Here is an 11,365-nt window from a genome sequence, read left to right as displayed (position 1 = left end):
GTGTTGAGGGTCACAAGCGCAAGCGTACCTGCCCGGGCGGCCGCGCGTGGCCGCGTCACCAGCTTCGATCCGTGTGGCGCAGTTGCCGGGCGCCGAGGGCGCCCGGCTAGTAGGGCGCCTGACTAGTAGTTCATGTGCATGGCGGTGCGCACCGCGTCCAAGGTCTGGTTGGCGACCTCGTTCGCCTTGGCGTTGCCGGCGGCCAGCACCTGGAGCAGGTAGTCCTCGTTGGCGATGAGTTCGGCGCGGCGGGCACGGATGGGCGCGAAGAACTCGTTGACGGCCTCGATGGTGATCTGCTTGAGCGTGCCGGCACCACCGTCCCCGATCCGTTCGGCGAGCGCCTGGGGGTCGCCCGCGCCGCACAGCGAGGCCAGGGTCAGCAGGTTGGCCACCTCCGGGCGCCCCTCCGGGTCATAGGTGATGTGCCGGTCGGAGTCGGTTTTGGCCTTCTTGAGCATCTTGGCGGTCTCATCGGCGCTCATGCGCAGCTCGATGGTGTTGTGGCGGGACTTGCTCATCTTCTCCCCGTCCAGTCCCAGCAGGAGCGGTGCCTCGCTGAGCAGCGCCTCCGGGCGGCGGAACACCGGGCGGGCCGCGTCTGCGCGCCCGTAACGCTTGTCGAAGCGCTGCGCGATGACCCGGGCCTGCTCTAGGTGGGGGAGCTGATCCTTGCCCACCGGCACGAGGTTGGCCTGGCAGAAGAGAATGTCAGCGGCCTGATGCACCGGGTAGGTGAGCATGAGACCCGTCATGGCACGCCCGCCCGTGGCCTCCAACTCGGACTTGACGGTGGGGTTGCGGTGCAGCTCGGATTCGGTCACCAGGGACAGGAACGGCAGCATGAGCTGGTTGGCGGCCGGCACCGCCGAGTGAGCGAAGATCGTGGAGCGCTGCGGATCCACGCCGACGGCGAGGGTGTCCGCCACCAGGGACAGGACGCGCTCGCGGATCGGGCCCAGGCCATCGCGGTCGGTGATGACCTGGTAATCGGCCACCAGAATCCAGGTGTCCACGCCCCGATCCTGAATCGACTGCCAGGAGTGCATGGTGCCGAAGTAATGCCCCAGGTGCATATTGCCGGTGGGGCGCACGCCGGTCAGCATCCGGTAGCGGCCGGGGTTGACGTCCAGATCCGCCTCGATCTCACCGCTGCGGGCCAGTGAACGGGCCAGCGAGGCGGCGTCGGTGGACTTGGCCAGAGCGTCGCCCGCGTCCGGCTCATCGGACAGATCGGCAGGGGCATTGGTCGTCACGTCGTGCTGCGTCATGGCGGTCATCCTAAGGGGCGCTGCCGGGTGGGTCGGAATTGTGCCCTAGCCGCCTCCGGCTCACGCGAGTGCGTCCCCGCGGCTATGACGCTCGTCCCCGTGGCTATGACGCCGTGCGGTCCGGCGACGGTTCGTATGTTCGGCTGACGGTTCGTACGTTTCAGGGGACGGTTCGTACTTTCAGCCGACGGTTCGGCACCCTAGCTGCCGAACCGTCGGGCTACGTGCCGAAGCGTTGCCGCAAAGTGCCGAACCGTCAACCGACGTGCCGAACCGTCAAGGGAGCTGCGTACCACCCCTGCTTCATCTGCCCGCCGCACGCGTATCGCGCTTTCACCCACCCCATGAAGGGCCCTCCAGGGCTCACCGCCGCCGTCATTTGTGCCGGTTTCAGCACGTTACAAGTGCCGGTTTCGGCGTGTTATGAGTGCCGGTTTCGCGGTGTGGGGTGGACTAGGAGGGGATGACGGGGACAGGCGCGGGCTAGTCCTCGGGCATGCCCACCAGCTGCTCGCCGGACAGGTAGATGCGCAGGGACAGGGCGTCGAGCGTCGTCGTATCTCCGGGACGGTCTTGGCGGCAGTCGGTGGCGCCCGAACGGGTGGCCCGAGCGCGGGAGGGATTGAGCGCGCGGGCGCGCGCCGCCGGCCCCCGGCTCACCCGGTGTGCCAGGGCAAAGGCGGAGGTGTGGGGGCGCGGCACCGCCCAGGTGGAGTCCCAAGTGAGGTGCCAGTCGGTGCCGTGGCCGCTGGGAAGGGTGACGTCCGCCTGACTCAGCGAGCCGTTAATGACCAGAAGCAGGTCGTTGTCGCCCATGGGCGCGCCCGAACGGAGCATCTGCACCACGCGGGTCCACGGGTCGTGCCAGGCGTCCACGGCCATGGGTTCGGCGTTAGCGCGGAACCAGGCCAGATCGGGCAGGCTGTCGCCCGGTGGCGTTGCCCCGCTGGCGAAGGTGGTCGGACGCATGACCGGGTGCTCGCCGCGCAGGTTGACCAGGAAGTGCGTGGTGGCGATGAGGTCGCGTTGCCACGTGGTCAGGTTCCAGTCGTACCAGGAGATCTCCGAGTCCTGGCAGTAGGAGTTGTTGTTCCCGCCCTGGGTGCGGCCCATCTCATCCCCGCCCAGCAGCATGGGGGTGCCGGCGGAGACGAAGAGCGTGGCGAGGACGTTGCGTGAGGAGCGCCGTCGCAGAATCTCGATCGGCCCCCCGCCCATGCCCTCGGGCAGTGGCCCCTCGAAGCCGTGGTTCCAGGAGCGGTTGTCGTCGGTGCCGTCGCGGTTGTCCTCACCGTTGGCCAGGTTGTGCTTATAGTCGTAACACACCAGGTCCCGCAGCGTGAAGCCGTCGTGGGCGGTGACGAAGTTGATCGACGCCAGCGGTCCGCGCCCGCCCGGATACTCCCCGTAGCTGAACATGTCGGCGCTGCCGCTCAGCCGCGTGGCCAGATCCCGCAGGTCGTTGCCGGGGCGGCCCTTGGACATCTCGGAAGCATCGTGCAGCCAGAAGGAACGCACCGTGCCGCGGTAGCGATCGTTCCAATCGTGGAAGGGCGCGGGGAACTCGCCCGTGCGCCAACCGCCCGGACCGATGTCCCAGGGCTCGGCGATGAGCTTGGTGTTCTGAAGGATCGGGTCGGTCGCCATGCCGATGAGCAGCGGGTGACGGGACTGGAACTCCGAGGCGTCTCGCCCCAGCGTGACGGCCAGGTCGAAGCGGAAGCCGTCGACGCCGACGTCGCCCGCCCAGTAGCGCAGCGAGTCCAGTACCAGCTGCACCGCCCGCGTGGAGCGGAAGTCCACCGTGTTGCCCGTGCCCGTGACGTCTACGTATTGGGCCGGTCGGTGCGGAGCGTGCAGGTAGTACTCGAGGTTGTCCAGGCCCCGCAGCGATAGGGTGGGCCCGTCCATGCCCGACTCACAGGTGTGGTTGTAGACGACGTCCATAATGACTTCGAGGCCGGCCTCGTGGAGCAGGGAGACCATGCCGCGAAACTCATCGAGGACCGCCTGGGGGCCGGCCGCGCGGGCGGCCTGGGTGGCATAGGAAGGCTCGGGCGCGAAGTAGGACAGGGTCGAATAGCCCCAGTAGTTCGTGCGCTCGCGCTGCAGCAGGAAGGCTTCGGAGAAGGCGGCGTGGACCGGCAGCAGCTCCACGGTGGTCACGCCGAGCGCGCGCAGGTGGGAGACGGCCGCCGGATGCGCCAGGCCGGCATAGGTGCCGCGCAGCTCCGGCGGCACGCCGGGCATGGCGTGGGTGAAGCCCTTGACATGCGTTTCGTAGACGACGGTGCGCTCATCGGGCACCTTCGGGCCGGGGACGACCGGGAATTGCTCCCCGACGACGACGCCGAGGGCGACGTGCCCGGCCGAGTCCAGTTCCGAGGGAATGAGGGGCATGTAGGTCGGGGACAGTTCGGCGTCGACCGCGTGCGCGTATAGCTCCGGGCCCAGTTGCGGCGTGCCGTCGATCGCGCGTGCGTAGGGGTCGAGCAGGAGCTTGCGGGGGTTGAACAGCAGCCCCTCGGAGGGATTCCACGGGCCGTAGACGCGGTAGCCGTAGCGTTGCCCCGCCGCAACTCCGGGCACGTGTGCGCTCCACGCGCCGCGGGCGGGGCCATGCATGCCGATGCGCCGCTCGGAGACAATCGTCCCGTCGGTGTTCGTGGTCAGCAGGCACAGATCAACCGCATCGGCGCGCGGGGCCACGACGACGAAGTCGGCGCCCCCGTCGACCAGGGTGGCGCCTAATCGGGTACGGTCCGACGCGTCGGAGTCGGCGCGGTCAGCCGGTCGCGGCTCAGGCGTGGGGGACATAGGCATAAAGCCTATTGTCAAACAACGAGCCGTGTGGTGTCACTTCGTGACGATTGATCGTCGTCGATTATTGGCATGGGGTGTGCGCGGAGGCGAGAGGGCGACCTTTGGGCGGGCTGCGTGCGCCTCAGCGAGGTGGATGCACCGTCCACAGAGGCTGCGGGGCGCCGGCGGGGTGACTGACCGCTCACCCGTGGCGGTGCCGCGATATGGCAATCTTGTGCGCATGAAAATAGTCGTCTGCATCAAGCACGTCCCGGACGTGCAATCCGAGCGCCGCCTGGAGGAGGGGCGTCTGGTCCGCGGTGAGGAGGACGTCCTCAACGAGCTCGATGAGAACGCCGTCGAGGCCGCCGTCGCTTTGGTTGAGGACCTGGGCGGCGAGGTGATTGCCTTGTGCATGGGGCCCGAGGACGCCGAGGACGGCGTGCGCCGCGCCCTGCAGATGGGTGCCGACTCCGGCGTTGTCGTCACCGATGACGCTCTTGCAGGCGCCGACATCGTCACCACTGCCCGCACTCTCGCCGCCGCCATATCCAAGATCGGCGGCGCTGACTCCGGGCCGGGCGATGTGGACCTCGTCATGACCGGTATGGCGTCACTGGACGCCATGACCTCCATGCTCCCCGGCGCGCTCGCCGCGGCGCTGGGCGTACCCGCACTGACCCTGGCGGGGTCTGTTGAAGTGAGCGCGGACGAGGCGACCATTACCCGCCAGGCTGGCACCGTCCGCGAGGTGCTTTCCGCTCCGCTGCCCGCACTCGTGTCGGTCACCGACCAGGCTAACGAGCCCCGGTACCCCAATTTCGCCGCCATGCGCGCCGCCCGCAAGAAGCCGGTCGACACCTGGGACCTGGACGACCTCGGCCTGCCCGCGCGTGAGCCGAGCATCGCCGTCGTCGACTTCACCGAGCGGCCCGCCCGTGAGGCCGGTGTCATCCGCACCGATGCCGGTGAGGCTGGGCGTGATCTCGCGGCCTGGCTCGTTGAGCACGAGCTTGTGTGAGCGGATACGACAGCGAAGGAATGACGCAGTAACTATGTCTGAGAATCAGTCTGAGACCCACACCATGTCCACCGACACGCTTGACGCACCCATTCTCGTATTGGTCGACCGCACCCCCGCCGGGGCTCCCACCAGCGCGGCACTCGGGCTGGTGTCCGTGGCCCGCAGGCTCACCGCGGCAGACGTTGTCGGGCTCGTCCCCGGCGACGTCGACACCGACACCTCCGTGGCGCTCGCCGGAGCCGGCGCCTCCCGCCTGCTGAGTGCCGATCTGGGGGGACGCGAAACGGTGGCGGCAGTGGCCGCCGATGCGGTCGTGGCGGCCGTCGGTACCGTCAGCCCCGCCGTCGCACTGGTCGGCAGCGACTACCGCGGCAAGGAGATCGCCGGCCGGGCGGCGGTGCGGCTCGGTTCGGCCTGCGCCGCCGACGTCGGCGATCTGCAGGTGGTCGGCAACGAACTGCGCGTGTCCAAACTCGTGCTCTCCGGCACCTGGTCCACCACCATGACCGTTTCCGCGCAGTCGGACAGCACGCCGGTCATCTCCGTGCATCCCAGCGCCGCCGAAGCCGCGCCGGTCACTGCGGGAGGCGCGGAGCTGCCGGTGGAGGCTCTCGACGTCCCGTTGACCGCGGAGGCCGCCGCCGTCAAGGTCATCAGCCGCGAGGTGGCGGACGCTGCCGCGGGCCCGGATCTGGCGGAGGCCCAGCGGGTTGTGGTGATGGGACGCGGCACCGACGGGGACCTTGACCTGGTTCACTCCCTGGCCGATCCGCTCGGCGCCGCCATCGGCGCCACCCGCGTGGCCTGCGATGAGGGGTGGATCGAGCGTTCCGCGCAGGTGGGACAGACCGGTGCCGCCATCGCCCCGAGCCTGTACATCGGACTGGGCGTCTCCGGGGCGGTGCACCACACGAGCGGTATTCAGGGTGCGGGCACCATCGTCGCCATCTGCGACGACTCCGAGGCCCCCATCTTCGAGATGGCCGACTACGGCATCGTCGGTGACGTTGCCCAGGTGGTTCCGCAATTGGTGGAGGAGTTGGCGCGCTTGCGCGGCTGAGCCGTCTGCGCTGCGCCCAGCCGCCGCGCGGCTGGAGTAGCGACGAGCCCTTGAGCGCCCCTGCCCGGTTCTTCCGGGTGGGGGCGCTCTGGTGCGTGCGCGGGTGCGGTTGACTTCCCCAACCCTGTGTGTCACTGTATTAGTGCAGTGATACAGATGGTCGTCCGGCCGTCCCTACTGCGCTCATGAGCACACCTGTCCACCGATCCACCACCCCGGAGGGAGGCCACGTGGACCTTGACGACTCCCGGCCGATCTGGCTCCAGCTTGTCGACGACTTCCGACTGCGGATCGTCACCGGCGCCTGGCCGATCGGCACTCGCATACCCAGCGTGCGCGAGCTCGCCACCCAGGCCGGCGTCAACCCCAACACCATCCAACGCGCCCTGGCCGAACTCGACCGTATCGGCCTCACGTCCACCGAGCGGACCGCGGGCCGATTCGTCACCGCCGATTCCGGCGTTGTCGACGCCATCCGCCGCGAGCTCGCCGCCGGCGCCACGGACACCTATATCGCCGCGCTGACCGCCGTCGGCATGGACCTGCCCCGCAGTACCGAGCTGCTGCGCGAGCGCTGGTCCCTGCACCACGGGCTTGCGGGCGATTCCCACGCCGACCCCGAACCCAGAACAGGAGACGACTCATGACCCACCCGCTCACGCCGTCGCCCGCGGCCCGCCCCGCCGCGGTCCCCATCCCCGACGGCGAACAGCCCCTCATCACCGTCAAGCACCTGACCAAGGCTTACCGCGGCCGCCCCGCACTGGCGGACCTCAACCTGCGCCTGCCCGCGGGCCGGATCATCGGCCTCATGGGCTCCAACGGCTCGGGCAAAACCACCCTGCTGAAGATCCTTGCCGGGCTGCTCGCCGAATACGACGGCCAGGTGAACATTGCCGGACACGCGCCCGGACCGCAGTCCAAGGCGTTGGTCGCCTTCCTGCCCGACGCCGATTTCCTGGACCCGCGGGTCAAGGCCGAACAGGCCATTGCCATGTTCGCTCGGCTCTTCCCGGACTTCGACGCCGACCGCGCCCGCGAGCTGGTCGAGTTCTTCGGCCTGCCCCAGGACCGGAGCCTGAAAGAGATGAGCAAGGGTATGGGGGAGAAGCTGCGCGTCAGCCTGATCATGGCCCGCCGCGCCCGCGTCTACCTGCTGGACGAGCCCATCTCCGGCGTGGACCCGGCCGCGCGCGACGTCATCCTCAACGGCGTCCTGCAGGGCTTCGACCCCGACGCCCTCATGATTATCTCCACCCACCTCATTGCCGATGTGGAGCCGATTGTCGACTCCGTCGTCTTCCTCAAGGACGGACGCCTGTTGCTGGCGGGCGACGCCGACGACCTGCGCCAGGCTCACGGTATGAGCCTGGACGCCCTGTTCCGGAAGGAGTACCGCTGATGCTGCGCACGCTGTTTGCTGAGGAGATCCGTTTCCTGGCGCCTATTCAGTTGAAGATGCTCGGCATCTTCACGGTCATCGGGCTGGTCTTCCTTGGAGTCATGCTCCTGGACCTGCCGATTCTGAACACCTTCGCGCTGCTCGGTGTGGTGGTCGCCTTCCTCCTGGCCATACCGGTGGTGCTTGTCCACACCGCCGCCGAGTACTGGCAGTCCATGTACGGTGAGCGCGGCTACCTGACCATGAGTATCCCGGTGCGCGGCCGCACGCTCTACGCCGCCAAGGTCATCTACGCATTCGCGGCCGGGCTGGTGACGATGTGCTTCACGGCTGTGGGGCTACTAGTCGCCGCCTGGGCGGCCGCCCGGGCGCAGGGCGTGAGCGTCGGCGAATTGTTCCAGCCCCTGCATGACATGCTGAGCCTCGTCGGCATTGGCTGGGTGGTCGGCTTCTTCGTTTACATGATTGTGGAACTCGCATGCGTGATCGTATGCGTGGCCGCGACCATGAGCATCGGGGCGCGGGGGCGCTGGAACCACTTCGGCTTCGGCGCCCCGGTCATCGGTTTCGTGGTGCTGTACCTGGCGGCGCAGTTCCTGTCGCTGCTACTGCTGCTGACCGTGCCGGTCAGTCTCGAACTCGCCTCCGGAGACATTGTCAACGCGTGGATGCTGCCGGACTTCATTGAGGCGGTGCGCACGGGCGGGGACCCGACCCGGTTGGGGCTGGGGTTCGTCGCCGTATGGCCGCTGCTGGCAGTGGTAGTCGGGACGTGGGGCGTGCGCTCCATCGAGCGGCACACCTCCCTGCGCTGAACACATGGCGCCGGCGCAGGTCGGCGCGCTGCGGCCGGGTGCGTGGATCAGGCGACTGTCGCCTGGGCCAGCGCCCGGCCGCCATCGTCCCCACCGTAGACGACGACGCTCTGCCCGGCGGCCAGGCCCCGCAGCGGCTGGCGCAGCACCGCATGCAGCGTGCCAGCGGCGGCGTCCACGGTGACATCCGCCGGTGCCGGGCGGCCGTGGGCACGCACCTGGACGGTCACATCCTGCCAGCCCTCGCCGTCGGCGACCACGCCCGGGGCAGCGAGCAGCACTAGGTCCTTGCCGTCGACCACCGTGCGCTGCAGCAACTCGGCGGGGCCGACCACCACCTCGTTGGTGTCAGGCCGGGTTTCGATGACGTAGCGGGGGCGGCCGTCCGGTGCGGGCCGGGTGAGCCCGAGCCCCTTGCGCTGCCCCACGGTGAAGCCGAAGTAGCCGCCGTGGGTGCCGAGCACGTCGCCGTCGGGGGAGACGATGGCGCCCTCGCGCGCGCCGAGGTTGCGCTGGAGGAAGCCGCGGGTATCGCCGTCGGCGACGAAGCAGATGTCATAGGAGTCCGGCTTGGCCGCGACCGGCAGTCCCCGACGCTCGGCCTCGGCGCGCACCGCCGCCTTGGAAGGGGCGTCGCCGAGGGGGAAGAGGGCGCGGGAGAGCCCTTCGCGCCCGGAGACGGCCAGCACGTAGGACTGGTCCTTGGCCGTATCGGCAGCGCGGTGCAGTTCCAGCGCGGCGGTCTCGCCGGGGCGGCCGGCGGAGGCGCCGCCGCGCAGGCGGGCGTAGTGGCCGGTGGCGACGGCGTCGAAGCCCAGGGCCAGGCCGCGCTCGAGCAGCACGTCGAACTTGACCCGCTCGTTGCAGCGCACGCACGGGTTGGGGGTGCGGCCGGCCCGGTACTCGGACAGGAAGTCATCCACCACCCGCTCCTCGAACTCCTCCGACAGGTCCCACACATAGAAGGGGATGCCGAGGATCTCGGCGGCCCAGCGGGCGTCGCTCGCGTCCTCGATGGAGCAGCAGCCGCGCGAGCCCGAGCGGGTGGCGGCCCGGTTGCGGGTCAGGGCCATATGCACCCCGACCACCTCGTGGCCGGCGTCAACGGCGCGCGCGGCCGCGACGGCGGAGTCGACTCCGCCGGACAGGGCGGCCAGTACGCGCATGTGTTCTCCTTCGCTGCCTCTCGGCTGTTGCTCGCAAGCCCGGCTCAGCGGGCGGATGCAGCCTACCGCCCGCAACCGACTGGTCTCGCCACGTCAGAAGTGCCGGTGGTGGGGGAGACGCGCCCGGCGCGCGGTCTGGACGGCGTCGGGCAGGGCGGCCAGGAGGCGCTCGATGTCCGCGGCGTTTGTCTCCCGACCCATCGAGCAGCGCAGCGTGGCCCGGGCGGCATCCTCCCCGTAGCCCATCGCCAGCATGACGTGGCTGGGCTGGGAGACCCCCGCGTGGCAGGCCGAGCCCGCGGAGGCATCAATTCCCGCCAGGTCCAGGGTCATGAGCAGCGCCTCGGCAGCGGCGTCCTCGACCCACAGATGCGCGGTGGCGGGTGCATGCGCCACGCCATCGGGCAGGGTCGCGTGCACGCCCTCCAGTGCGGTTGCCCCCGCCAGCAGGCGCGAGCGCAGCCCCTCCAGCCGTGCCGCCTCCGCCTCCCGCTCCAAGATGGCCAGCTCCACGGCCAGGGTGAGTGCCCGCGCTCCGACCACATCCTGTGTGCCCGAGCGCAGGCCCCGCTCCTGCCGCCCGCCCCCGGTCGGCGTCACGAGGGTGAAGTCGCGCCGTGCGATGAGCGCGCCCACGCCGACCGGCGCCCCGAGCTTGTGCCCGGTCAGGCTCAGCGCATCCAGGCCCCAGCCGTGCATATCCACCGGTACCTTGCCCACGGCCGCCACCGCATCACTGTGCACGGGCACGTATCCGGCCGTGCCCGGCCGGTCGGTGCCCGTCGCCGCGCGCACCGCCGCCACGATCCCGGCCAGATCCTGCACCGCTCCGGTCTCGTTGTTCGCCGCCATGACGCTGACCAATGCGGTCCGCCCCGGCGCCACCAGACCGGCCAGGCTTTCGGTATCCACCCTCCCGGCCCGGTCCACGGGTGCTTCCACATGCTCGGCCCCGAGCTGGACGGCAGCGGTGCGCGCACTGTCCAGCACGGCCGGATGCTCGATCGCGGAGGTGACTAGCCGCGGCCGCGCCACGCCCGCCGCCCGCGCCGCCAGCACCCGACCGGTGAGTGCCAGCGCATCCGCCTCGGTGCCGCCGCTGGTGAAGATCACCTCATGGGGGTCCACGTCCAGTGCCGTCGCCAGACGGGAGCGTGCCTGCGCCAGCAGCGCCCCGGCGCGGCGCCCGGAGGCGTGCTGCGCCGCGGGATTCGCCCACCCGCCCAGGCCGGAGGCCAGGTCATCGGCCACCTGCTCGGCCACCTCCGCCCGCACCGGCGTGGTGGCGGCGTGATCGAGGTACACGCGTGCGCTGATATTCATGGCGGCAGCGTATCCGGACCCCCGAACCAGCCAGCGAGCATAGGCTTCCCCCATGACCCGCACGCCGCAGCCAGCCCGACATCCTGCACACCCTCGCCGCCGACCCGGCCACCCGCCTGCTCCTGGTCGACTCCCGCGGCCGCATCGCCCTGGATTCGCCCGCCATCGCCGGCGACCTGCCCGACGACGGGCTCGCTCCCGCCACGCCGCATGACCGCGACGCCGCGGTGTGGGGCCCCGGCCGCGCCGACGACCCCGAGGCCACCGGCCCTCGGCTCGCCCCGCTGACCGCCGCCGACCTGGACACCTCGGGCCTGACCTGCTTCTACCTGGGCCGCGAGACCGGCACCGGCACTGGCGACGCCGCCGGCGACTCCTGGCTCGCCGTCGTCGTCCCCACCGAAGACGTGGCCTCACCCCCCGACGCCGAGGGTGCCGGACGCGCCCACCCCGGCCTGTATGCGCTCCTGGAGCGCTACCCTCTCTCGGCGCTGCGCGCCGT

Annotated in this window: 9 protein-coding genes and 1 pseudogene; 6 read left to right on the top strand and 4 right to left on the bottom strand. The window is 70.2% G+C overall.

The window, feature by feature from the left end; translation table 11 throughout:
- Positions 1-122: 122 nt before the first annotated feature.
- Positions 123-1,271, bottom strand: a complete 1,149-nt coding sequence (gene trpS / locus RWX45_RS10795) for a tryptophan--tRNA ligase (protein ID WP_316023726.1) — start codon at positions 1,269-1,271, stop codon at positions 123-125.
- A gap of 483 nt (positions 1,272-1,754) precedes the next feature.
- Complete coding sequence (gene glgX / locus RWX45_RS10790) at positions 1,755-4,088, bottom strand: glycogen debranching protein GlgX (protein ID WP_316023725.1); 2,334 nt, start codon at positions 4,086-4,088, stop codon at positions 1,755-1,757.
- Positions 4,089-4,314: 226 nt separating this feature from the next.
- On the opposite strand from glgX, the gene RWX45_RS10785 reads away from it, so the two are divergent.
- From RWX45_RS10785 to RWX45_RS10765, 5 genes are all read left to right on the top strand, one after another.
- Positions 4,315-5,094: an electron transfer flavoprotein subunit beta/FixA family protein gene (locus RWX45_RS10785; protein WP_316023724.1), complete on the top strand. Its 780-nt coding sequence runs from the start codon at positions 4,315-4,317 to the stop codon at positions 5,092-5,094.
- Positions 5,095-5,128: 34 nt separating this feature from the next.
- Positions 5,129-6,157 (top strand): electron transfer flavoprotein subunit alpha/FixB family protein, encoded by a 1,029-nt coding sequence (locus RWX45_RS10780; RefSeq protein ID WP_316023723.1) that lies wholly within the window; start codon positions 5,129-5,131, stop codon positions 6,155-6,157.
- Positions 6,158-6,387: 230 nt separating this feature from the next.
- Positions 6,388-6,804, top strand: a complete 417-nt coding sequence (locus RWX45_RS10775; protein ID WP_316023727.1) for a GntR family transcriptional regulator — start codon at positions 6,388-6,390, stop codon at positions 6,802-6,804.
- On the top strand, positions 6,801-7,559 hold the full coding sequence (locus tag RWX45_RS10770) for an ABC transporter ATP-binding protein (RefSeq protein ID WP_316023722.1): 759 nt from the start codon (positions 6,801-6,803) through the stop codon (positions 7,557-7,559). The genes RWX45_RS10775 and RWX45_RS10770 overlap by 4 nt, the downstream gene beginning before the upstream one ends.
- On the top strand, positions 7,559-8,374 hold the full coding sequence (locus tag RWX45_RS10765) for a hypothetical protein (RefSeq protein ID WP_316023721.1): 816 nt from the start codon (positions 7,559-7,561) through the stop codon (positions 8,372-8,374). The genes RWX45_RS10770 and RWX45_RS10765 overlap by 1 nt, the downstream gene beginning before the upstream one ends.
- Positions 8,375-8,421: 47 nt before the next feature.
- Here RWX45_RS10765 and mnmA read toward each other — a convergent pair whose 3' ends face one another.
- A complete protein-coding gene (gene mnmA, locus RWX45_RS10760; RefSeq protein WP_316023720.1) occupies positions 8,422-9,540 on the bottom strand; it encodes a tRNA 2-thiouridine(34) synthase MnmA in 1,119 nt (372 codons plus the stop codon).
- A gap of 93 nt (positions 9,541-9,633) precedes the next feature.
- Positions 9,634-10,863, bottom strand: coding sequence for a cysteine desulfurase family protein (locus tag RWX45_RS10755; RefSeq protein ID WP_316023719.1), 1,230 nt, complete (start codon positions 10,861-10,863; stop codon positions 9,634-9,636).
- A 227-nt stretch (positions 10,864-11,090) separates the two neighbouring features.
- Here RWX45_RS10755 and RWX45_RS10750 point away from each other — a divergent pair.
- Positions 11,091-11,365: pseudogene (locus tag RWX45_RS10750) on the top strand (NUDIX hydrolase); the annotation flags it as partial.

The organism is Actinomyces sp. MRS3W (assembly GCF_032465695.1).
GTDB lineage: Bacteria > Actinomycetota > Actinomycetes > Actinomycetales > Actinomycetaceae > Actinomyces.
Note: the sequence above shows the minus strand (reverse complement) of the source record. Positions and strands in the feature narration are given on the sequence as shown.